Raw genomic sequence first — 22,508 nt, 5'->3', positions numbered from 1 at the left:
CGCAATCTCGACCTACTTCCGACTCGCGAGGTACCTGGCCGCACGGGGTTCCGTACGACACGTCTTACGGTGTTGCATGCTCAGCACTACCGCTGCTCAGCAACTGTCCGGCTGGTCGACGTAACGGCGCAACGCCTTTATGTCGAGCGGGCCCGGGACGCGCAGCGCCCTCGGGAACGCCCGGCGGCGTACCGCCTGGTCGAGACAGACCGGGGCCGGGTGTACATAGGCACCCCGGCCGGGCAGCGTACCGCGAGGATCGGGAACGCACTGTTCCTCGATCGCCACGATCCGCAACAGATCGTTCTTGGCCGCTCGCTCCCGGCACCCCACACAGGTGCGCTCAGGGCATGCTCGGGCACGCGTCCGGCCAGACACCCCTAAGTCTACCTCCCCGCGCCGACCTCACCCCTTTGGGGCAGGGATCGAACGACTGTTGTCGTGATCCAAGCGAACTGCGGCTTGGATCTATTCCCCGCTCCCCGGGACGTACCCGGAAAGCGCTCCCCGGACTACTCGGACGGCTGCTCGGTGTCCGGGCGGATGTCGATCCGCCAGCCGGTCAGCCGGGCCGCGAGACGGGCGTTCTGCCCCTCCTTGCCGATCGCCAGGGACAGCTGGTAGTCCGGGACCGTCACCCGTGCGGAGCGGGCCGCCATGTCGACGACCTCGACCTTGGAGACCCGGGCCGGGGACAGCGCGTTCGCCACCATCTCGGCCGGGTCGTCCGACCAGTCGACGATGTCGATCTTCTCGCCGTTCAGCTCGCCCATGACATTGCGCACACGGCCGCCCATGGGGCCGATGCAGGCGCCCTTGGCGTTCAGTCCGCTGCGCGTGGAGCGGACCGCGATCTTCGTCCGGTGGCCGGCCTCACGGGCGATGGCGGCGATCTCGACCGAGCCGTCGGCGATCTCCGGCACTTCGAGCGCGAAGAGTTTCTTCACCAGATTGGGATGCGTACGGGAAAGGGTGACGGACGGACCGCGAACACCCTTCGCCACCCGGACGACGTACGACCGGAGCCGCGTGCCGTGCTGGTACGTCTCCCCGGGGACCTGTTCCTGCACCGGCAGGATGGCCTCCAGCTTGCCGATGTCGACGAGGACGTTCTTCGGGTCGCGGCCCTGCTGGACGACACCGGTGACGATGTCGCCCTCGCGGCCCGCGTACTCGCCGAGGGTCGCGTCGTCCTCCGCGTCCCTCAGGCGCTGCAGGATGACCTGCTTGGCGGTGGTGGCGGCGATACGCCCGAAGCCCGACGGGGTGTCGTCGAACTCGCGCGGCTCCTGCCCCTCCGACAGGTCCTCGGGGTCCTCCTTCGCCCACACGGTCACATGGCCGGTCTCCCGGTTGAGCTCCACGCGCGCGTGGCGGCGGCTTCCCTCGGTGCGGTGGTAGGCGATGAGGAGGGCCGACTCGATCGCCTCGACCAGCAGGTCGAAGGAGATCTCCTTCTCCCGTACCAAGCCCCGCAGGGCACTCATGTCGATGTCCACGGCTACGCCTCCTCCTCTTCCTTCATGTCCTTGTTTTCCTTGCGGTTGAACTCCACCTGGACGCGCGCCTTCGCGATGTCGGCGAAGGCGAGCCGGCGGGTGGTGGCCTTGCGGCCCTTGACTCCGGGGACTTCGACGTCGAGGCCGTCCTCGTCCACGGTGAGGATCCTCGCGACCAGTTCGCCGTCCTCGTGGAGCTGGAACCTCACCAGGCGGTCCGTGGCGCGCACGTAGTGCCGGTGTTCGGTGAGGGCGCGCTCGGCGCCCGGGGTGCCGACCTCCAGGTCGTACGCGCCCTGGCCCATCGCGTCCGTCTCGTCGAGCTTCGCCGAGAGCGCGCGGCTCACCTCGGCCACGGCGTCCAGATCGGCGCCCGAGTCGGAGTCGACGACGACGCGGAGCACACGCTTGCGTCCGACCGAGTCCACGGCGATCTCTTCGAGATCCAGGCCCTGGGAGCGTACGAGCGGTTCCAGCAGTTCTCGCAGCCTCTCGCTCTGGGTGGTGCTCATCCGGGTGACTCCTCGGCCGCGTGTGCTGTTGTGGGGACGTCGCGTGTCAGGTCAAAGGGTATCGGTTCCGGAGGTGTGTTGCCGTCCACCGGGGCGCCGGGCACGAGCTCCACGGCGCCGGTGACGGATAGCGCGCCGGTGCGCGGGTACCGTGATCACGGGCCAACCGCTCTTTCGTTCGTACCACCCTTACGACCCTCCCGAGGACGTCTGCCGTGCCGTTCACCCTGCCGTCGCGCAACCCCTCTGCCGGGCCGCGCAGAAGGAGCCTGTTCGCCGGGGCCGCGGGCGCGGTTCTGCTCGTGGGCTGCTCGTCCGGCTCCGAGTCGGACACCACCGTCGCCGGCCGTTCGGCCGCCCACCGGGCACGCGCGCGTGGGGCGCGCGACAGTGAGGCGCTCGCCGAGCGGTACGCCGCCGTGCTCGCCACGCACCCGGCGCTGGCGGGGCTGTTGGAGCCGCTGCGGGCGGAGGTCGTCCGGCACGCCGAGGCGTTCGGGGGCGGCGCGCCGGCCACGCCGTCGGCCTCGAAGTCGCCCTCCGCCCCGGCGTCGCGTTCGGCGAGCCCCTCCCCCGTTCCCACCGACGAGAAGTCCGCGCTCGCCGAACTGGCCCGGCACGAGAGGCAGCTCGCGGACCGCCGTACGAAGGCGCTCCTGGAGGTGCCGGGCGAACTGGCCCGGCTGATGGCGTCCGTGGCCGCGGCCGGGGCCGCACACGCGTTTCTGCTGACGGAAGGTGCGAAGTGAGACGGATCGCCGGCGCGGGCGGGCCCTCGAAGGCCGACGAGCTCAAGGCGCTGCAGGCCGCGATCGGGGCCGAGCACGCCGCCGTGTACGGGTACGGGGTGGTCGGCGGGAACATCGGTGAGGCGAGGCGGGAGGAGGCCAGGGAGGGCTACGACGCCCACCGCGCCCGGCGCGACGAACTCGCCCGCGTCGTACGGGACCTGGGCGGCAGTCCCGTGGCCGCGGACGCCGCGTACGCGCTGCCCTTCCCCGTGGGGGACCCCGACTCCGCCGCGCGGCTCGCCGTGGAGCTGGAGGAGGGGGTGGCCGGTGTGTACTCCGATCTCGTACGGGCCAGTGAGGGCGACCGGAGGCTGGCGGCCGCTCGGGCGCTCCGGGAGGCGGCGGTGCGGGCGGTGCGGTGGCGGGGCGGCAGCGTAGCCTTCCCTGGTCTCGCCGAGCGCACGGCCACGCCGACGCCGTCGGCGGCACCGCACACCTGAACGCGACCCGGGAAGGGAACGACTCGCACATGGCTCGCATGGCTTTCGAACCGCCGCAGCGCCTCGTGCGGGCACTCGCCGAGGCGCGGCAGGGCGGGTTCGACGGGGCCGGCGACTGGCTGGAGAAGCTGCCCGAGCTGGTACGCGAGGCCGTCGCGCTACGCGAGTTGACCGTTGAACGGGTGCAGGCTCCCGGAGGGCGCAGCAGCCTGGTGCTGCTGGTGCGGCAGTTCGACGGGACGCCCGCCGTGCTGAAGCTGGCGCCACCCCGGGCCCGGCCCGAGAGCGAGCGGGCGGCCCTCGGCCACTGGGACGGGCGGGGCGCGGTGCGGCTGCTCAACCCCGGTGACACACCGGGCGTACTGCTGCTGGAGCGGCTGCACCCGGATCTGTCGGTGCGGTCGCTGCCCGAGGCGAAGGCGCTGCTGGAGGCGACGGGGGTGCTGCGGCGGCTGTGGGTCGAGCCGCCGGACGGTGACGGGCACCTCTTCGAGACGGTGGCCGAGCGGACGGGGCGGCAGGCCGAGGCGATGCGGGCGGGCGCGGCCGAGCAGGACGTCGCGCCGCTGCTCGCCGCCGCGCTCGCCGCGCGTGAGGAGTTGCTCGCCTCGCCGCCCGAGGAACTGCTGCTGCACGGGACCTTCCGGCAGAGCAAGGTGCTCGCCGGTGAGCGGATGCCGTGGCTGGCCGTCGGGCCCGATCCGGTGGTCGGGGAGTGCGCGTTCGACCTGGCCCGGCTGGTACGGGATCGCGTGGAGGACGTGATCGCCTCGCCCTCCGGGGCGGCGACCACCCGGCGCCGGGTGAAGCGGCTCGCCGAGTCCCTGGACGTGGACCAGGAGCGCCTGCGGGGGTGGACGCTGTTCCGGTCGGTGGAGTCGGGGCTTCGGGCCCGCCGGGTGGGGCGGGCCCGGGACGCGGAACTGTTGCTGGAGTTCGCGGGGTGGTTGTGAGCCGCGCGGAGGCGGTTCACGGGACGGGAGGCCGGTTGGAGGCGCCTGTGACGGCGCGCCTCCAACCGGCCTCCCGCCGGGCGTCGTTGGGCCGTTACGCCGTCAGGCGTGCGATGGCCTCGTCCACGGTCAGCTCCTCACGCTCACCGGTCTTCCTGTCCTTGAGCTCCAGCACGCCCTCGGCGGAGCGGCGGCCGGCCACCAGGATCTGCGGGACGCCGATGAGTTCGGCGTCGGTGAACTTCACGCCCGGGGAGACCCCGGCCCGGTCGTCCACGAGGACGCGCAGGCCGGCGGCGCGCAGCTTCTCGGAGACGTCGAGGGCCAGCTCGGTCTGCAGCGCCTTGCCCGCGGCGACCACGTGGACGTCGGCCGGGGCGACCTCCCTCGGCCAGCACAGGCCCTGCTCGTCGGCGCTCTGCTCGGCCAGCGCCGCCACGGCACGCGAGACGCCGATGCCGTACGAGCCCATGGTGACGCGGACGGGCTTGCCGTTCTGGCCGAGGACGTCGAGCTTGAGGGCGTCGGCGTACTTGCGGCCGAGCTGGAAGATGTGGCCGATCTCGATGGCGCGGTCCAGCTTGAGGCCGGTGCCGCAGTTGGGGCACGGGTCGCCCTCCTGGACGACCACGACGTCGACGTACGCGTCGACCTCGAAGTCACGGCCCGCGACGACGTTCTTCGCGTGTGTGTGCTCCTTGTTGGCGCCCGTGATCCAGGCCGTGCCGGGTGCCACGCGCGGGTCGGCGATGTAACGGAGCTTCTCCTGGCGGCCCTGCGGGCCGACGTAGCCGCGGACCAGGTCGGGGCGGCCCACGAAGTCCTCCGCCGTCACCAGTTCGACGACCGCCGGGGAGAAGTGCGCCTCGACCTTGTCCATGTCGACCTCGCGGTCACCGGGGACGCCTACGGCGACGATCTCCCCGTCGACCTTGACGAGGAGGTTCTTCAGGGTGGCGGAGGCCGGGACGCCGAGCGAGGCGGCGAGCGTCTCGATGGTCGGGGTGTCCGGGGTCGGGATCTCCTCGGCGGCCGGCACGTCCGTCGCGTCCACCGGCTTCATCTCGTACGTGATCGCCTCGGTGTTGGCGGCGAAGTCGCAAGCGGGGCAGTCCGCGAAGGTGTCCTCGCCGGCGGCGGCCGGGGCGAGGAACTCCTCCGACTTGGAGCCGCCCATGGCGCCGGCGGTGGCGGCGCAGATGCGGTAGTCGAGGCCGAGGCGCTCGAAGACCCTCTGGTAGGCCTGGCGGTGCAGCTCGTAGGACTGGGCGAGGCCCTCGTCCGCCAGGTCGAAGGAGTACGAGTCCTTCATCAGGAACTCGCGGCCGCGCAGGATGCCGGCGCGCGGGCGGGCCTCGTCCCGGAACTTCGTCTGGATCTGGTAGAGGATCACCGGCAGGTCCTTGTAGGACGACGCCTGGTCCTTCACGATCAGCGTGAAGATCTCCTCGTGGGTGGGGCCGAGGAGGTAGTCGCCGCCCTTGCGGTCCTTCAGGCGGAACAGTTCGGGGCCGTACTCGTCCCAGCGGCCGGTCGCGTCGTACGGCTCACGCGGCAGCAGCGCGGGCAGCAGCACCTCCTGGGCGCCGATCGCGTCCATCTCCTCGCGGACGATGCGCTCCACGTTGGCGAGGACCTTCTTGCCGAGCGGCAGCCAGGTCCACACGCCGGCGGCGGTGCGGCGGACGTAGCCCGCGCGGACCAGCAGCTTGTGGCTGAGGACCTCGGCGTCCGCGGGGTCGTCGCGCAACGTCTTCGCCAGCAACTGGGACATGCGCTGGACCGGTGCGTTCGCCATGATTCTCGTACTCCTGCTGCGTAAGGGTGATGGCAAGGAGGTTAGCCGTGCGGTGGTTCCCGGTGGAAATTGATGAGAGCCGCAGGGCCGCGGGGCCGCCGCGGGACCCCGGGGTCGCTCAGCGGCGGCGCAGGGGCAGCGGGGCGCCCATCACCGCGTACGGCTTGGGGGCGCTCGGGAACAGCACCTGGCGGGCCAGGTCCTCGTAGCCGAGGGAGTGGTACAGGCCGCGGGCGGGGCTGTCGGTGTCGATCGCGGAGAGGATCGAGCGGGGTTCGGCGACGCCCTCCGTGATGGTGGTGATCAGGGAGCGGCCGATGCCGTGGTTCTGGTAGTGCGGGTGGACGTGCAGTTCGGTGATCACGAACGAGTCGTCGAGCCAGTCGTCGTGGCCGCGGGCGCGCAGATACGGTTCGACGACGGTGGACCACCAGTGCGCACGGTCGTTGGGCATGCCGTAGACGAAGCCCACGAGCCGGTTCTGGGGAGTGGTGGCGCCGAGTGCGCGGGCTCCCGGGTAGGTGAGGTGCCGCAGCACGATCTGCCGGCGGACGGCGACCTCGTCGGCGCCGAGCCCGAAGGCCACGGCCTGGACGGCGAGGGCCTCGTCGACGCGGGCGGCGAGATCCAGCGGGCCGATGACCACGTCGCCGGGGTTGCGGGGGCCCTGACCGGGAAAGCGCAGCATGTCGGCGAGACTACCGGGGCGCTCCGCCGGGGTGGGCGGTGGGGAGTGCCGGTTCTGGGGCGGCCACGGGTTGTTCGTGGTTCAGAACAGCACGCTCATGAACGCGCCGATCTCCTGGAAGCCCACCCTGTGGTACGTGCGCCGGGCCGCGGTGTTGAAGTCGTTGACGTACAGGCTCGCCACGGGGGCCACGTCCGTGAGGGCGTAGCGCAGTACGGCGGCCATGGCGGGGGCGGCGAGGCCCCGGCCGCGGTACTCGGGGGCGACCCAGACGCCCTGGATCTGGCAGGCCTGGGGGGTGGCCGCGCCGATCTCCGCCTTGAAGACGACCCTGCCGTCCGCGTCGAGGCGGGCGAACGAGCGGCCGGAGCCGACGAGTTCGGCGACGCGGGCCTGGTAGAGGAGTCCACCGTCGCCGGCGAGGGGCGATACTCCGACCTCCTCGGTGAACATCGCCACGCACGCCGGCATGATCGTCTCCATCTCGTCCTTGCGGATACGGCGGACGTAGGGGTCCGGGGCGACGACGTGCGGGGCGGGGAGCCGGTCGGTGACCATGAGCGGCTGGTGGGCGCGGACCTCGCGGGCGGGGCCCCAACCGGGTTCGAGGAGGCGCCAGAGCTGGGCGGTGGGTTCGGCGGGGCCGACGATGGAGGAGCAGCGGCGGCCGGCACGGCGGGCTCGGTCGGCGAAGGCGCGTACGGCGCGGGGGGTGGCGCAGATGGGGACGAGGTTGGCGCCCGCGTAGCAGAGGCTGGTGAGCATGCCGCCCTCGTACCAGCCCCACATCTCGCCGCCGAGGCGCCAGGGGTCCAGGCCGGCGACCTGTACCCGCGACGTCACGAAGGCGTTCGCGACGGGCTCGCGGTCGAGGACGGCGAGTGCGGCGTCCAGGTCACTCGGTTCGAGGACCCTGGTGGTCGTCTGGGTCAACACGTGCGGGGGCCTCACCCTGGGGACTGCTGATCTCCGCACTGTACCCGGCGAATTTCTGGCGCGCCGCCCTGATGGGGTGCCCTCCGGGCGGGACGGTACGGGGGTGGGGTGGGTGGGTTCTGTGACGCCGCGGGCTTGGCACTGGGGTTTCCTCGCCCCCGCCGCCCCTACCCGTCCCATCCCCAGGGGCTCCGCCCCGGACCCCTGACCCGGGGTCGCGCCCTGGGCTCGTACTTCGGGCTCCGCCCCGGGCCCCGTTTCGGGGGCCGGCCCCCGGGCCCCCGCTCCTCAAACGCCGGAGGGGCTGAGAGTTTCAGCTCAGCCCGCCACCGCCACCGACGGCTCGCCCGACGTGACGCCGTCCTTCTCCATCTGTTCGGCGATCTTCATCGCCTCCTCGATGAGGGTCTCGACGATCTTCGACTCGGGGACCGTCTTGATGACCTCGCCCTTGACGAAGATCTGGCCCTTGCCGTTGCCGGAGGCGACGCCGAGGTCCGCCTCGCGGGCCTCGCCGGGGCCGTTCACCACGCAGCCCATGACCGCCACCCGCAGCGGGACCTCCATACCGGTCAGACCGGCCGTGACCTCCTCGGCCAGCTTGTAGACGTCCACCTGGGCACGCCCGCACGACGGGCAGGAGACGATCTCCAGGCCACGCTGACGCAGGTTCAGGGACTCCAGGATCTGCGTGCCGACCTTGACCTCCTCCACCGGAGGAGCCGAGAGCGAGACACGGATCGTGTCACCGATGCCCTCACTCAGCAGCGCGCCGAACGCCACCGCCGACTTGATCGTGCCCTGGAACGCCGGACCCGCCTCCGTCACCCCCAGATGCAGCGGATAGTCGCACTGGGCGGCGAGCTGCCGGTAGGCGTTGACCATCACCACCGGGTCGTTGTGCTTCACAGAGATCTTGATGTCCCGGAAGTCGTGCTCCTCGAACAGCGACGCCTCCCACAGCGCCGACTCCACCAGCGCCTCCGGGGTTGCCTTGCCGTACTTCTGCAGCAGCCGCCGGTCCAGCGAGCCCGCGTTGACGCCGATACGGATCGGGGTGCCGTGGTCCTTCGCGGCCCGCGCGATCTCCTTCACCTTGTCGTCGAACTGCTTGATGTTCCCCGGGTTCACCCGGACCGCCGCACAGCCCGCCTCGATCGCCGCGAACACGTACTTCGGCTGGAAGTGGATGTCCGCGATCACCGGGATCTGCGACTTGCGGGCGATCGTGGCCAGCGCGTCCGCGTCGTCCTGCGTGGGACAGGCCACCCGCACGATCTGGCAGCCCGACGCCGTCAGTTCGGCGATCTGCTGAAGCGTCGCCCCGATGTCCGACGTACGCGTCGTCGTCATCGACTGCACCGACACCGGCGCGTCCCCGCCCACCGCCACGGAGCCCACCATGATCTGCCGGCTCTTCCGGCGTTCGGCGAGTTTGGTCGGAACGGACGGCATGCCGAGAGAAATCGCAGTCATCTGCTGTGCAACCCCAAGTTGTGGATCAGGATCCGGTCCCGTGAGCAGCGGGCTCCAGGGTCCGAGATTACGGCACGGACATGACCGGGAGCACACGGCTGCCCGACGATCCACCCGATGGCATGCCCGGCGTTGTCGTGGACCACTCCGCGTCGCACGACGACGTCGCGCCCTTCACTCGCGTGAGGTACGCGAGCGAAGGGCGCGATCCACAGCCATCAGCCGTCGCGGCAGAAGATCCCGATTGCTAGCTGATCCTGACCGGGTTGACGACATCCGCGATCAGTACCAGCACCGTGAAGCAGATGAAAACCCCGGCCACCACATACGCCACCGGCATCAGCTTCGCCACGTCGAACGGGCCCGGGTCGGGACGGCGCAGCACCTTCGCCACGTTCCGGCGCAGCGACTCCCACAGCGCCCCCGCGATGTGCCCGCCGTCGAGCGGGAGCAGCGGGAGCATGTTGAACAGGAAGAGCGAGAGGTTGAAGCCCGCCACCAGCATCAGGAACGTGGCGAGCCGCTGGGTGGCCGGGATGTCCATCGTGGCGATCTCGCCGCCGACGCGGGCCGCGCCGACGACGCCCATGGGCGAGTCGGGCTCGCGGGGCCCGTCACCGAAGGCCGCGTCCCACAGGGCGGGGATCTTGGCGGGCAGGGAGATCAGTGACTCCACGCCGTTCTGCATCATGTCGCCCATGCGGTCCACGGACTGCGAGAAGGTCTGCGGGACGATGCCGCTGGCGGGTGTGAAGCCGAGGAAACCGGCGGTCACGTACTGGCCCTCGACGTAGCCGCCGTTGCCGTCGGTCTTGCTGACCTGGTTCTTTATGAGGGTGGCGGTGAGGTCGAGCTGCTTGCCGTCGCGGTCGACGGTGAGGGTGACCTCCTTGCCGGGGTTGGCGCGGATGTCCTCCTGGAGGGTGGACCAGTCCTTCACGGGGACACCGTTGAAGGCGACGATCTTGTCCTTGGCCTTGAGGCCGGCCGCCTTCGCGGGCGCGGCCTGGTCGCCCTTCTCGCAGGTCGAGCGGTTCTCGCTGGCCTGGATGACGCAGTCCGAGACCTTGCCGACCGTGGTGGTCTGCATGTTGGTGCCGAACGTCATCATCACGCCGAGGAAGATCACCACGGCGAGGATCAGGTTGGCGAACGGGCCCGCGAACATCACGATGACGCGCTTCCAGGGCTTGCGCGTGTAGAACAGGCGGCTCTCGTCGCCGGGCTTGAGCTCCTCGTAGGCGGCCGCGCGGGCGTCCTCGATCATCCCGCGGAACGGCGACGTCGAACGGGCCTCGATACGGCCGTCCTGGCCCGGCGGGAACATGCCGATCATGCGGATGTAGCCGCCGAGCGGGATCGCCTTGATGCCGTACTCCGTCTCGCCCCTGTGGCGCGACCAGAGGGTCGGGCCGAAGCCCACCATGTACTGGGGCACGCGGATGCCGAAGAGCTTGGCGAACGACAGGTGGCCCAGCTCGTGCCACGCGATCGAGATCCCCAGGCCGATCACGAAGACGACTATGCCGAGAATCGTCATCAGGGTGGTCATGCACGCGCCTCCGCGGTGGTCCGCTCGGTCGAGGTGGCCTTGGTCAGTTCCCGGGCCCGGGCACGCGCCCAGGTCTCGGCCGCGAGGACGTCCGCCACGGTCAGGGAGGTTCCCGTTCCGGGTGTGCCGTGTTCCTCGACGACCCGGGTGACCGTGTCCATGATCGCGTTGAACGGCAGGGTGCCGTTCAGGAACGCGTCGACACATTCCTCGTTGGCGGCATTGAACACCGCCGGGGCCGTGCCCGCGAGCTGTCCGACGTGTCGGGCGAGCCCGACAGAGGGGAACGCCTCGGTGTCGAGGGGGAAGAACTCCCAGGTGGACGCCTTGCTCCAGTCGAAGGCGGGGGCGGCGTCGGGGACGCGCTCCGGCCAGCCGAGGCCGATGGCGATCGGCCCGCGCATATCGGGGGGCGTCGCCTGGGCCAGTGTTGATCCGTCCGTGAACTCAACCATCGAGTGGACATACGACTGCGGATGCACGACCACCTCAATGCGTTCGAAGGGAATGTCGTACAGCAGGTGCGCCTCGATGACTTCGAGGCCCTTGTTGACGAGCGTCGCCGAGTTCACGGTGATCACCGGTCCCATGGCCCAGGTCGGGTGCGCGAGGGCGTCCGCCGGGGTGACGTTCGCCAGTTCGGCCTTCGTACGGCCCCGGAACGGGCCGCCGGACGCGGTGACGACCAGCTTGCGCACATCGGCCCGGGTGCCGGCGGCGAGGGCCTGGAACAGGGCGGCGTGCTCGGAGTCGACCGGGATGATCTGGCCCGGCTTGGCCAGCGCCTTCACCAGCGGGCCGCCGACGATGAGCGACTCCTTGTTGGCGAGCGCGAGGGTGCGGCCCGCCTCCAGGGCGGCCAGGGTGGGTGCGAGGCCGATGGAGCCGGTGATGCCGTTGAGCACGGTGTGGCAGGGGGAGGCGGCGAGCTGGGTGGCGGCGTCCGGGCCCGCGAGGATCTCGGGGAGCGGCTCGGTGCCGTACTGCTGTCTCAGGGCCTCCTTCAGCGCGGGGACGGCGTCCTCGCGGGCGACGCCGACGGTCCGGACCCGTAGCCGGTACGCCTGCTCTGCCAGCAGCCCCACCCTCCCTCCGGCGGCCAGGAGACCGGTGACGCGGAACCTGTCCGGGTTGCGCAGGACGAGGTCGATGGCCTGGGTGCCGATCGAACCGGTCGATCCGAGGACGACGACGTCCCGGACCCCGGCGACGGGATCGAAGACGAGATGCGGATCGGCGAGAGGGGCTGGACTGTCGGTCATCCCCCCATTGTGGCCGCATACGGCGCCCGGCCGGACAGCGCGGGCGCCTGCGACGGGCTGGACGGGTCCGGGTGACACGTACCGCTCCCCTTCCCCTACCTCTTCCGGCGCCGCTTCGCCCGGGACTGCCGTGTCCTCGCCTTCGCCGGGCGGGCCGCGCCCTGCGGGGGGCCCGCCTGCGCGGAGTGGTCCGGCACCGCGTCCACCGCACCGAAGTCCCCCTCGACGACTCCCTCGGCCGTGTCCATGGTCGGGGCGGTGAAGTGGAGGGAGTCCTGAGGGCCGGGGGTGAGGCCGCTGGAGGTGGGGTCGAGGTTGAAGACGTAGCCGACGGTCTCCTCCTTGATGGCGTCGGTCATGGCTACGAACATGTCGAAGCCCTCGCGCTCGTACTCGATGATCGGTTCGCGGCCGAGGGTCCAGCGCAGGCCGATGCCGTCGCGGAGGTAGTCCATCTCGTAGAGGTGCTCGCGCCACTTGCGGTCCAGGACCGAGAGCATCACCCGGCGCTCCAGCACGCGCAGCACGTCCGCGCCGAGTTCCGCCTCGCGCTCCTCGTAGCGGGCGTGGATGTCCTCGGTGAGCGCGTCCACGATGTCCTGGGCGGTGAGACCCGAACGGCCGCCGAACTCCTCGTCGAGGTCGTCGAGGGTGACCCGCACGGGGTACAGCTGTTCGATGGCGGTCCACAGCCGGTCCAGATCCCACTCCTCGGGGAAGCCGTCCTCGGTCTCCGACTCGACGTACGCCTGGACGGTGTCGTCCATGAAGTGCAGAAGCTGTTCACGCAGGTCCTGGCCCTCCAGGACGCGGCGCCGCTCGGCGTAGATGAGCGTGCGCTGACGGTTGAGGACCTCGTCGAACTTCAGGACGTCCTTGCGGGACTCGAAGTGCTGCCGCTCCAGCTGTGCCTGGGCGGAGGCGACGGCACGGGTGACCACCTTGTTCTCGATGGGGACGTCGTCGGGGAAGTTGGCCGCGGCCATCACCCGGTCCACGACCTGGGCCTGGAAGAGCCGCATGAGGTTGTCCTGGAGCGAGAGGTAGAAGCGGGACTCGCCGGGGTCGCCCTGCCGGCCGGAGCGGCCGCGGAGCTGGTTGTCGATGCGTCGGGCGTCGTGCCGCTCGGTGCCGAGGACGTAGAGGCCGCCGAGCTCGGTGACCGCGTCACGCTCGGCCGCGACCTGGGACGCCACACGCTCGACGACGGCCCGGCGCTGCTCCTCGTCCGCCTCGTCGGGGAGTTCGGCGAGGGCGAGGGCCTCCGGGTTGCCGCCGAGCATGATGTCGGTGCCGCGACCGGCCATGTTGGTGGCCACCGTGACCGCTCCCCTGCGGCCCGCCTGGGCGACGATCAGGGCCTCACGCTGGTGGTTCTTGGCATTGAGCACCTCGTGCCGGATGCCCCGCCTGCGCAGCAGCCCGGACAGCGCCTCGGACACCTCGACGGTGGTGGTGCCGACCAGGACCGGCTGGCCCTGGGCGTGCCGCCCCGCGATGTCGTCGACCACCGCGGCGAACTTGGCGTCCTCGGTGCGGTAGATCAGGTCCGGCTGGTCCCTGCGGACCATCGGCCGGTTGGTCGGGATCGGGACGACGCCGAGCTTGTAGATCTGGTGGAACTCGGCGGCCTCGGTCATCGCCGTGCCGGTCATTCCGGAGAGCTTCTCGTAGAGGCGGAAGAAGTTCTGCAGGGTGATCGTCGCGAGGGTCTGGTTCTCCTCCTTGACCGGCACGCCCTCCTTCGCCTCGATCGCCTGGTGCAGGCCCTCGTTGTAGCGGCGGCCGGCGAGGAGGCGGCCCGTGTGCTCGTCGACGATCAGGACCTCGCCGTCGACGACGACGTACTCGTGGTCCCTGCGGAACAGCTCCTTCGCCTTCAGGGCGTTGTTGAGGTGGCCGATCAGCGGAGTGTGGTCGGACTCGTAGAGGCTGTCGATGCCGAGCTGGTCCTGGATGAACTCCACCCCGCGGTCCAGTACGGCCACGGTGCGGTTCCTCGGGTCGTACTCGTAGTGGTACTCGGCGCGCAGCCGCCGCAGCCGCTCCTTGTCCAGGGGCCGGACGAAGCGCTCCTCCTGGATCTCGACGCCGGTCATCGGGATCACCAGCGCGGCGAAGGCCTCGTACCAGTGGGGGGCCTGGTCGGCGGGGCCGGAGATGATCAGCGGGGTGCGGGCCTCGTCGATGAGGATCGAGTCGGCCTCGTCGACGATCGCGAAGTGGTGGCCGCGCTGCACGAGCTCGTCCTGCGACCAGGCCATGTTGTCGCGCAGGTAGTCGAAGCCGAACTCGGTGTTGGTGCCGTAGGTGATGTCGCAGGCGTACGCGGCCCGGCGCTCCTCGGGGGTGGAGCCGGCGCGGATGACGCCGACGGTCAGGCCGAGGAACCTGTAGGCCCGGCCCATCCAGTCGGCGTCGCGCTGGGCCAGGTAGTCGTTGACGGTGACGAGGTGGACGCCCTTGCCGGTGAGGGCGTTGAGGTAGACGGGCAGGGTGGCGACCAGGGTCTTGCCCTCGCCGGTCTGCATCTCGGCGATGTTGCCGAGGTGGAGGGCGGCGCCGCCCATCACCTGGACGTCGAAGTGGCGCATGCCGAGGGTGCGCCGGGCGGCCTCGCGCATGGTGGCGAAGGCCTCGGGCAGCAGGTCGTCGAGGGTCTGGCCGTCGGCGTACCGCTGTTTGTACTCGTCGGTGAGGGCGCGGAGTTCGGCGTCGGTCAGGTCCGTGAAGTCCTCCTCGACGGAGGCGACCTGTTCGGCGATGCGGTGCAGTCGGCGCAGGGTCCTGCCCTCGCCGGCCCGCATGATCTTGCCGGCGACGGTGTCCAGTCCGAGAGCGGGCATTGTCCGAACCCCCAAGTACCACGAGAAAGAATCACATGTTCCGTTCCGGTGAAATCCCGGATTCCGTTTCCCTTGCTGCCGTGTGCGTGACGTCTTCCCTGACGTCCACCACGTCCATTGTGTCCGTGGTCGTGGCGTCTGCGCCCATGGCATCCGCGTCCATGACGTCCGGGTCCATGGCGTCCATGAGCATCCCGATCCAGTGGTTCGCCCGCTGGAGAATGCGGACGCTCTGCTGGTTCGCCGTGATCACCTCGCGCAGCACGGGGTCCTTGACCACGTCGAGCGCGCAGCGGAAGAGCTGCTGGATCACCGGGCGCTCGCCCGGTCGCCCGGCGCCCAGCAGCGCGTCCACGTCCCGCGGGTCGATCCTGCGCACGTGTACGGCGTCGAAGCCGGTCAGGGGCGGCCTCGTCGCCGCGTCGACGACGGCCAGCGCGCACTCGTTGAGCAGCACGGCCAGGGCGTCCCGGTGGGTCTCGAAGGACTCCGGGTCCGCCATGCGCAGCTTCTCCGCCATGGGCAGCACGTCGTCCCGGACCGCCCTCAGTGCCCGTACGCGATCCGTCTGAAGGAGATACCCCCAGGCCTCGCGCCGGGCGTACGTCAGCTGGACGGAAAGGGCGTGACTGTCCCCGATTCCATTGATTCCATGGCGCATCTGTCGTCCCCGTTCGCCTTCCGTCCATTGTTGACGCGAGATTTTCGAGCGGCAAGCAGCGGAATGACGACGGGGACGGCAGTGAATTCCCGGGAGGAATATCGAGGGGCGGGGCACGGGGAGTCCGAAGCGACGGGGTGTTTCAGCGGATGGGGCGGTGGACGTTTTCCCGGCGGGAGGGTCCGGGTGTCGCGTCGGCGATCCACGGGCCCTCGCCGGACGGGTCGATCACGCCCTGTTCCAGCCACTCGTAGGTGCCCGCGAGGACGCCCTTGACGACCTTGCGGTCCAGGTCGTCGGTGTTGGTCCACAGGTGGGCGAAGAGTTCGTCGACGCGGATGCGGGCCTGGCGGCAGAAGGCGTCGGCGAGCTGGTAGGCCTCGCGGCCGTGGTCGCCCCTGGTGCGCAGGTGCTCGGCACGCACGCAGGCCGCGCTCATCGCGAACAGTTCGGCGCCGATGTCGACGATCCGGCCCAGGAAGCCCTGCTTGGTCTCCATCCGGCCCTGCCAGCGGGACATGGCGTAGAAGGTGGAGCGGGCCAGCTTGCGGGCGCCGCGCTCGACGTAACGCAGGTGGCCGGAGAGGTCGATGTGGCCCTCGGGGGCGAAGTCGCCGTACGCGCGCGGGAGCTGGCCCGCGCCCGCGACCAGCTTGGGCAGCCACTTGGCGTAGAACACGCCGGCGTTCGCGCCCGCTTTCGCCTTGTCGGAGAGGGACTTCTCCGGGTCGATGAGGTCGCCCGCCACGGACAGGTGGGCGTCGACGGCCTCACGGGCGATCAGCAGGTGCATGATCTCGGTGGAGCCCTCGAAGATGCGGTTGATGCGCAGGTCGCGCAGCATCTGCTCGGCCGGGACGCCGCGCTCGCCGCGGGCCATCAGCGACTCGGCGGTCTCGAAGCCGCGGCCGCCGCGGATCTGGACCAGTTCGTCGGCCATCAGCCAGCCCATCTCGGAGCCGTACAGCTTGGCGAGGGCGGCCTCGATGCGGATGTCGTTGCGGTCCTCGTCGGCCATCTGTGAGGACAGGTCCACGACCGCCTCCAGCGCGAAGGTCGTGGCGGCGATGAAGGCGATCTTCGAGCCGACCGCCTCGTGCAGCGCGACCGGCTTGCCCCACTGCTCGCGGGCGCCCGACCACTCGCGGGCGATCTTCAGGCACCACTTGCCGGCGCCGACGCACATGGCGGGCAGGGAGAGCCGGCCGGTGTTCAGCGTGGTGAGGGCGATCTTCAGGCCGGCGCCCTCGGGACCGATGCGGTTCGCGGCCGGGACGCGGACCTGGTGGAAGCGGGTCACGCCGTTCTCCAGGCCGCGCAGGCCCATGAAGGCGTTGCGGTTCTCGACGGTGATGCCCTCGGAGGCGGCCTCGACGACGAAGGCGGTGATCCCGCCCTTGTGGCCCTCGGACTTCGGTACGCGGGCCATGACGACGAGGAGGTCGGCGACGACGCCGTTGGTGGTCCACAGCTTCACCCCGTCGAGGACGTAGTCGTCCCCGTCCGGTACGGCCGTCGTGGCGAGGCGGGCCGGGTCCGAGCCCACGTCCGGCTCGGTCAGCAGGAAGGCGGAGATGTCGGTGCGGGCGCAGCGCGGCAGGAACGTGTCCTTCTGCTCCTGGGTGCCGAACAACTTCAGCGGCTGCGGTACGCCGATCGACTGATGCGCGGAGAGCAGGGCGCCGACCGCGGGGCTCGCGGAGCCGACGAGGCCGAGCGCCTTGTTGTAGTACACCTGGGTGAGGCCGAGGCCGCCGTACTTCGTGTCGATCTTCATGCCGAGGGCGCCGAGTTCCTTGAGCCCGTCGATGACGGCGTCGGGGATCTGTGCGTCGCGCTCGATGACGGACGAGTCGATCTTCGTCTCGCAGAAGTCACGCAGCTTCGCGAGGAACTCCTCGCCGCGCTGCGCGTCCTCGTCGGCGGGCATCGGGTGGGGGTGGATCAGGTCGAGCCGGAAACGGCCGAGGAAGAGCTCCTTGGCGAAGCTGGGCTTGCGCCAGTCCTGCTCACGGGCGGCCTCCGCCACCTGGCGGGCCTCGCGCTCGGTCACAGCGGGTCGGGGGGAAGGGGATGCGGGTGCTGCGGACATGAGGCTCACCTCGCCGCGAATAGGGATCTTGGGACAGGTCCTTACTGACCGGTGCTACTCGATCGTATGTACCCGATTCCGGGCAGCCTCACCAGTCCTGGCACGGCGACCGGCCGCGCCCACGGGCCGCTCGTGGTAGGCAGGGGGCCCACGGAAAGTCCCTGTCGAAGCGCTTCGACAACCTATGGACACCCACTCACCGTCAAGCTACTGTCAAGCCACCCTCACTCGTCATTGCCCGCAGCGCGCACTGTCGAAGCGCTTCACACCACCCCTGGAGAGCTGGATGGTCACCCTCGCCGAGGTCGCCCAGCACGCCGGAGTCTCGGCGAGCACGGTGAGCTATGTCCTCAGCGGCAAGCGGTCGATCTCCGCGGGCACCCGGCAGCGGGTCGAGCGGAGCATCCAGGAGCTCGGCTACCACCCGAACGCGGGGGCCCGGGCCCTGGCGAGCAGCCGGTCCAACATCATCGCGCTGATGGTCCCGCTCCGTACGGACATGTACGTGCCCGTGATGATGGAGATCGCCATCGCGGTGGCGACCACGGCCCGCATCCACGGGTACGACGTGCTGCTGCTCACCGGCGAGGAGGGCCCCGACGCGGTCCGGCGCGTCACGGGCAGCGGGCTCGCCGACGCGATGATCCTGATGGACGTGGAGCTCGACGACGAGCGGCTGCCGTTGCTGCGGCAGTCGGGCCAGCCGTCGGTGCTCATCGGTCTGCCCGCCGATACCGCCGGACTGACCTGCGTCGATCTCGACTTCACCGCGACGGGTGCGCTGTGCGCCGAGCACCTGGCCCTGCTCGGTCACCGGGACATCGCCGTCATCGGTGAGGCGCCCGCCGTCTACGAGCGGCACACCGGTTTCGCCGAGCGCACGCTCGACGGGCTGCGGAACCGCTCGCGGGAGCTGGGGCTGCGCATGCTGCACCGGCCCTGCGAGGGCGGGTACGACGTGATGGCCGTGACCCTCGCCCGGATCTTCGACGAGCGTCCGGGCACCACGGGCTTCGTCGTGCAGAACGAGTCCGCGGTCGCGCCCCTGCTCGCGCTGTTGCGCCAGCAGGGGCGCGCCGTGCCCGAGGACGTGTCCGTGATCGCCATCTGCCCGGACCAGGTCGCCACCCAGGCGTCCCTGCGGCTCACCTCGGTCGCCATACCGGCCCAGGAGATGGGCCGGCGCGCGGTGGAGCACCTGGTCGCGAAGCTGGACGGGCACGGCACGGACGAAGTCGTGCTGCTGGCACCGGAGTTGACGGTGCGGGCCAGCACCGGGCCGGTGCCGTCCGCCGGCTGACCCCGCACTTCCCCGCACTTCCCCGCCTTCCCCGCCTTCCCCGCCTTCCCCGCCTTCCTCGCCTTCCTCGCCTTCTCCGCCGATCAGCGCCTCCCGTTCCGTCAGCACCTTCGCCCGATCAGCGCCTCCCGTTTCGTTCACCGCTTCCCGTTCGCCGGCCCTGCCCCGTCCCTGGCCGGCGCCCCCCTGTCTGCACTTCGTCAGGAGCCCCCGTCGTGAACCAGCCTGCCGAAACCCCGTCCCCGGTCAGCCTCGCGCAGTCCTCCCCCACCGTCGGCACGTTCCGCGAGCGGGACGGTGCCCTGGAGTGGAGCGGCCGCCAGGAGACCGTCCTCATCGAACCCTGGGGCCCCGACGCGGTCCGGGTCCGGGCCCGCCTCGGCGGCCCGGTCCTCGACGGGCTGCCGGGTGCCCTGCTCGACGATCCGCCCGCCACCGGGAGCACGGTCAAGATCGAGGACGGACACGGGCAGTTGACCGTCGGCGCGCTGACCGTCGACGTCAGCGCCGAGGGCGGGCTCCGCTTCGTGCGCACCGACAACGGTGCCGAGCTCCTCGCGGAGGAGCGCGCCCACTTCTGGTGGCCGGGCCCGCGCCTCTACACCGCCGTCGGCAACGGCTACCACCGCCTGGAGCAGCGCTTCACCGCGTACGACGACGAGAAGCTGTACGGCCTCGGGCAGCACCAGCACGGACGGCTCGACCAGAAGGGCCTGGTCCTCGACCTGGTCCAGCGCAACGCCGAGGTCGGCATCCCCGTGCTCACCTCCAGCCGCGGCTACACGCTGCTGTGGAACAACCCGGCGATCGGCCGGGTGGAGCTCGCGGGCAACGGCACGCGCTGGGTGGCGGACTCGGCCCGGCAGATCGACTACTGGATCACGGCGGGCGGCCCGGCCGACGCGCAGCGCCGCTACAGCGCGGTCACGGGCCGGGCGCCGATGCTGCCCGAGTGGGCGGCGGGCTTCTGGCAGTGCAAGCTGCGCTACCGCACCCAGGACGAACTCCTCGCCGTGGCACGCGAGTACAAGCGGCGCGGGCTGCCCATCGACGTGATCGTGTGCGACTTCTTCCACTGGACGCACCTGGGCGAGTGGAAGTTCGACCCGAAGGAGTGGCCCGACCCGGCGGCCATGGTGCGCGAGCTGGACGAGCTCGGCATCAAGCTGGTCGTGTCCGTGTGGCCCTCGGTGTCCCCGCTCTCGGAGAACCACCCGGTCATGGAGCAGCGCGGCTACTTCATCGGCACCCAGTACGGCCCGGTGGCCCACGCCGACTGGCCCGACAAGGAGGTCGCCTCCACCGTCCAGGTCGCCTTCTACGACGCGACGAACCCCGGGGCCCGGGAGTTCGTCTGGTCGCGCGTGCGCGACAACTACGTGGTGCCGTACGGCATCACGTCCTTCTGGCTGGACGCCGGCGAACCGGAGATCAAGCCGGGCTTCCAGGAGAACCTGCGCTACTGGGCGGGTCCGGGCCTGGAGGTCGGCAACATGTATCCGCGCGAGAACGCCCGCACCTTCCACGAGGGCATGCTCGCCGCCGGGGAGACCGACATCGTGACCCTCAACCGTTCGGCGTGGGCGGGCAGTCAGCGCTACGGCGCCGCCCTGTGGTCCGGTGACATCCCCACGGACTTCGCGAGTCTGCGCCGCCAGATCGCGGCCGGCCTCAACACGGCCCTGTCCGGCATCCCGTGGTGGAACACCGACATCGGCGGCTTCCACGGCGGCAATCCGGACGAGAAGGAGTACCGCGAGGTGATGGTCCGCTGGTTCCAGTTCGGCGCGCTGTCCCCGCTGATGCGCCTGCACGGCTTCCGCGAGCCGGGCATGCCGCTCGGCCCGGAGATGACCGGCGGCCCGAACGAGGTCTGGTCGTACGGGGAGGAGGCCTACGAGATCCTCGCGACGTATCTGCGGCTGCGGGAGCGCCTGAAGCCGTACGTCCTGAAGGTCATGCGGGAGGCCCACGAGGAGGGCCTGCCGGTGATGCGCCCGCTGTTCCTGGAGTTCCCCGAGGACCATGCGGCCTGGTCGGTCGACGACGCGTACCTCTTCGGCGCCGACCTGCTGGTGGCGCCCGTGCTGACGGCGGGTGCGACCGCCCGGACGGCGTACCTGCCGGCGGGGGCGCGCTGGACGGACGCGTGGACCGGTGAGTCGTACGAGGGCGGCGCGCCCGTGACCGTGGACGCCCCGCTGGACCGCATCCCGCTGTTCCTGCGGGACGGGGCCGTTCTGCCGATCACCGAACCGGTAGCCGAGTAGCCCCCCGCGTCGAATCTCCGCTCACGGGCCCCGTCTACGCTGGAGCGCCACGGCCACGCGAGCGGAGATGAACAGCATGAACAGCGGTACGGGAGTCCCCCGCCGAGGCACCCGCGGGGGACGGCCGGGCCGTCGCGGCGGACCGGTACGCGGAGCGCCCCTGCACAGGACGCGGACGACGATTCGTACCACCGGCGCGCCCCTCGGCACACCCGTCGGCACGCGCACGCCGGGTGCGGCCGGCCCGGCGGCAGCGGGCGACCACCGCGGTTTCCTCCCGGGACCCGCCCGGCGCATCGCCGGGTGGAGCGCGCTCACGCTCCTCGTCACCGGTGTGGTCTCCGTGGGCGTATGGCTGTGCATCACGTTCCAGACCGCCGTCACACCGGTCCTGCTCGCGCTGCTCGGCACCGCGCTGCTGGGCCCGTTCTACCGGCGGCTGGTCGCGATGAGGTTCAGCAGGTCCCTCGCCGCCGGGCTGACCTGCGCCGCCGTGGTCCTGGTCGTGGGCGGGGCCGCGTACGTCGTGGTGGCCGCCCTGATCGACACCGGTGACCAGATCATCTCCTCGCTGCGGAACGCGGCGGAGTCGCTCGGTGAGCGGTTCGGCGTGGCCGGGACCTCCCTGGACGACCTCGCCAGGAACGCGAAAAGCCTGCTGTCGAAGTTCGGCGGTACCGCGGCCTCCGGGGTGCTCAGCGGAGTCGGCGTCGTCAGCGAGTTCATCGCGATGGCCGTTCTGGCCTTGCTGCTCATGTTCTTCTTCCTGCGCGACTCCGACCGGGCGGTCGCCGCACTGCACTCGCTCGCGCCGCGAGGCTCCGGCGAGAGCGTCGAGGTCATGGCCCGGCGTGCCTTCCAGGCGATCGAGGGCTTCATGCGCGGCACGACGCTCATCGCCTTCATCGACGGCGTGTGCATCGCGGTCGGCCTGCTGATCCTTCAGGTGCCGGGCGCCGTGGGGCTCGGGGCGCTGGTGTTCGTCGGCGCGTACATCCCGTATCTGGGCGCCTTCCTCTCGGGCGCGGTCGCCATCCTGGTCGCGTTCGCGGACCGCGGCCTCGTGACGGCGCTGTGGGCGCTGGGCGTGGTCGTGGCGGTGCAGGTCCTGGAGGGGAACGTGCTCCAGCCGATGATCCACAGCCGGACGGTGCAGATGCACCCGGCGGCGATCCTGCTGGCTCTCACGGCGGGCGCCTCGATCGCCGGGATCCTCGGCATGCTCCTCTCGGTGCCCCTCACCGCGGCGGCATTCGGTGTGCTGTCGGAGCTCCGGGCCCGGTACGGGGACACGGCGGGGGCGGAAACGGCTGGGGCGGCCGACGCGGCGCCGAGGTCCCCGAGGGGTGCGCCTTTGTCGCCCGCCGCCTTCCTGCCGGCCGAGGTCGACCGGCCCTGACCGCCCGGCCCCGGGGACGTGAGCGCGCCCCCG

General features: G+C 70.9%; 18 protein-coding genes. 6 read left to right on the top strand and 12 right to left on the bottom strand.

Translation table 11 applies throughout. The annotated features are described in order from the left end of the window. Window positions 1–96: 96 nt before the first annotated feature. The 3 genes from IE262_RS18430 to rimP form a co-directional block, all read right to left on the bottom strand. Window positions 97–378 carry a YlxR family protein gene (locus IE262_RS18430; RefSeq protein WP_134036707.1) on the bottom strand — a complete coding sequence of 94 codons (282 nt, stop codon included), beginning with the start codon at window positions 376–378 and terminating at the stop codon, window positions 97–99. A 134-nt stretch (window positions 379–512) separates the two neighbouring features. Next, window positions 513–1,499 (bottom strand): transcription termination factor NusA, encoded by a 987-nt coding sequence (nusA, locus tag IE262_RS18425; RefSeq protein WP_134036704.1) that lies wholly within the window; start codon window positions 1,497–1,499, stop codon window positions 513–515. A 2-nt stretch (window positions 1,500–1,501) separates the two neighbouring features. Further along, window positions 1,502–2,011, bottom strand: coding sequence for a ribosome maturation factor RimP (rimP, locus tag IE262_RS18420; protein ID WP_134036701.1), 510 nt, complete (start codon window positions 2,009–2,011; stop codon window positions 1,502–1,504). Window positions 2,012–2,226: 215 nt separating this feature from the next. Between rimP and IE262_RS18415 the strand changes: the two genes are divergently transcribed. From IE262_RS18415 to IE262_RS18405, 3 genes are read left to right on the top strand one after another with little or no spacing between them, the layout of a single operon-like run. Beyond that, the gene (locus IE262_RS18415; protein WP_189874916.1) at window positions 2,227–2,760 is read left to right on the top strand and encodes a hypothetical protein; all 534 of its coding nucleotides are present in this window, start codon (window positions 2,227–2,229) and stop codon (window positions 2,758–2,760) included. Continuing rightward, entirely contained in the window at window positions 2,757–3,242 is a 486-nt protein-coding gene (locus tag IE262_RS18410) for a ferritin-like domain-containing protein (RefSeq protein ID WP_229877321.1), read from the top strand. Before IE262_RS18415 ends, IE262_RS18410 begins: the two co-directional genes overlap by 4 nt. 38 nt (window positions 3,243–3,280) lie before the next feature. Beyond that, entirely contained in the window at window positions 3,281–4,195 is a 915-nt protein-coding gene (locus tag IE262_RS18405; RefSeq protein WP_134036906.1) for an aminoglycoside phosphotransferase family protein, read from the top strand. 94 nt (window positions 4,196–4,289) lie between these two features. Here the strand turns inward: IE262_RS18405 and IE262_RS18400 are convergent, their stop codons facing one another. The 9 genes from IE262_RS18400 to IE262_RS18360 form a co-directional block, all read right to left on the bottom strand. Beyond that, on the bottom strand, window positions 4,290–5,993 hold the full coding sequence (locus IE262_RS18400; RefSeq protein WP_134036698.1) for a proline--tRNA ligase: 1,704 nt from the start codon (window positions 5,991–5,993) through the stop codon (window positions 4,290–4,292). 118 nt (window positions 5,994–6,111) lie between these two features. Further along, the gene (locus IE262_RS18395) at window positions 6,112–6,681 is read right to left on the bottom strand and encodes a GNAT family N-acetyltransferase (RefSeq protein ID WP_134036695.1); all 570 of its coding nucleotides are present in this window, start codon (window positions 6,679–6,681) and stop codon (window positions 6,112–6,114) included. Window positions 6,682–6,762: 81 nt separating this feature from the next. Continuing rightward, complete coding sequence (locus IE262_RS18390) at window positions 6,763–7,617, bottom strand: GNAT family N-acetyltransferase (protein WP_134036692.1); 855 nt, start codon at window positions 7,615–7,617, stop codon at window positions 6,763–6,765. Between the two features lie 318 nt (window positions 7,618–7,935). Beyond that, entirely contained in the window at window positions 7,936–9,093 is a 1,158-nt protein-coding gene (ispG, locus tag IE262_RS18385; protein WP_189874913.1) for a flavodoxin-dependent (E)-4-hydroxy-3-methylbut-2-enyl-diphosphate synthase, read from the bottom strand. Window positions 9,094–9,340: 247 nt separating this feature from the next. Beyond that, window positions 9,341–10,645 (bottom strand): M50 family metallopeptidase, encoded by a 1,305-nt coding sequence (locus tag IE262_RS18380; RefSeq protein ID WP_189874911.1) that lies wholly within the window; start codon window positions 10,643–10,645, stop codon window positions 9,341–9,343. Next, window positions 10,642–11,907 carry a 1-deoxy-D-xylulose-5-phosphate reductoisomerase gene (dxr, locus tag IE262_RS18375; protein WP_134036683.1) on the bottom strand — a complete coding sequence of 422 codons (1,266 nt, stop codon included), beginning with the start codon at window positions 11,905–11,907 and terminating at the stop codon, window positions 10,642–10,644. The genes IE262_RS18380 and dxr overlap by 4 nt, the downstream gene beginning before the upstream one ends. A 95-nt stretch (window positions 11,908–12,002) precedes the next feature. Continuing rightward, window positions 12,003–14,753 (bottom strand): preprotein translocase subunit SecA, encoded by a 2,751-nt coding sequence (secA, locus tag IE262_RS18370; RefSeq protein ID WP_189874909.1) that lies wholly within the window; start codon window positions 14,751–14,753, stop codon window positions 12,003–12,005. A 31-nt stretch (window positions 14,754–14,784) separates the two neighbouring features. Further along, the gene (locus IE262_RS18365; protein WP_189874907.1) at window positions 14,785–15,414 is read right to left on the bottom strand and encodes a hypothetical protein; all 630 of its coding nucleotides are present in this window, start codon (window positions 15,412–15,414) and stop codon (window positions 14,785–14,787) included. Between the two features lie 142 nt (window positions 15,415–15,556). Beyond that, window positions 15,557–17,506, bottom strand: coding sequence for an acyl-CoA dehydrogenase family protein (locus tag IE262_RS18360; protein WP_189874905.1), 1,950 nt, complete (start codon window positions 17,504–17,506; stop codon window positions 15,557–15,559). A 286-nt stretch (window positions 17,507–17,792) separates the two neighbouring features. On the opposite strand from IE262_RS18360, the gene IE262_RS18355 reads away from it, so the two are divergent. The 3 genes from IE262_RS18355 to IE262_RS18345 all read left to right on the top strand — a co-directional run bounded on the left by IE262_RS18355 (window position 17,793) and on the right by IE262_RS18345 (window position 22,475). Then, a complete protein-coding gene (locus IE262_RS18355; protein ID WP_189874903.1) occupies window positions 17,793–18,806 on the top strand; it encodes a LacI family DNA-binding transcriptional regulator in 1,014 nt (337 codons plus the stop codon). A gap of 215 nt (window positions 18,807–19,021) precedes the next feature. Then, window positions 19,022–21,076 (top strand): glycoside hydrolase family 31 protein, encoded by a 2,055-nt coding sequence (locus tag IE262_RS18350; RefSeq protein WP_134036669.1) that lies wholly within the window; start codon window positions 19,022–19,024, stop codon window positions 21,074–21,076. A 76-nt stretch (window positions 21,077–21,152) separates the two neighbouring features. Then, the gene (locus IE262_RS18345; protein ID WP_229877320.1) at window positions 21,153–22,475 is read left to right on the top strand and encodes an AI-2E family transporter; all 1,323 of its coding nucleotides are present in this window, start codon (window positions 21,153–21,155) and stop codon (window positions 22,473–22,475) included. Window positions 22,476–22,508 lie beyond the last annotated feature (33 nt).

Origin of the sequence: Streptomyces bluensis (assembly GCF_014650715.1) — a bacterium.
GTDB lineage: Bacteria > Actinomycetota > Actinomycetes > Streptomycetales > Streptomycetaceae > Streptomyces > Streptomyces bluensis.
The sequence above is the reverse complement of the archived record's forward strand: the minus strand, read 5'-3'. Positions and strand labels throughout refer to the sequence as shown.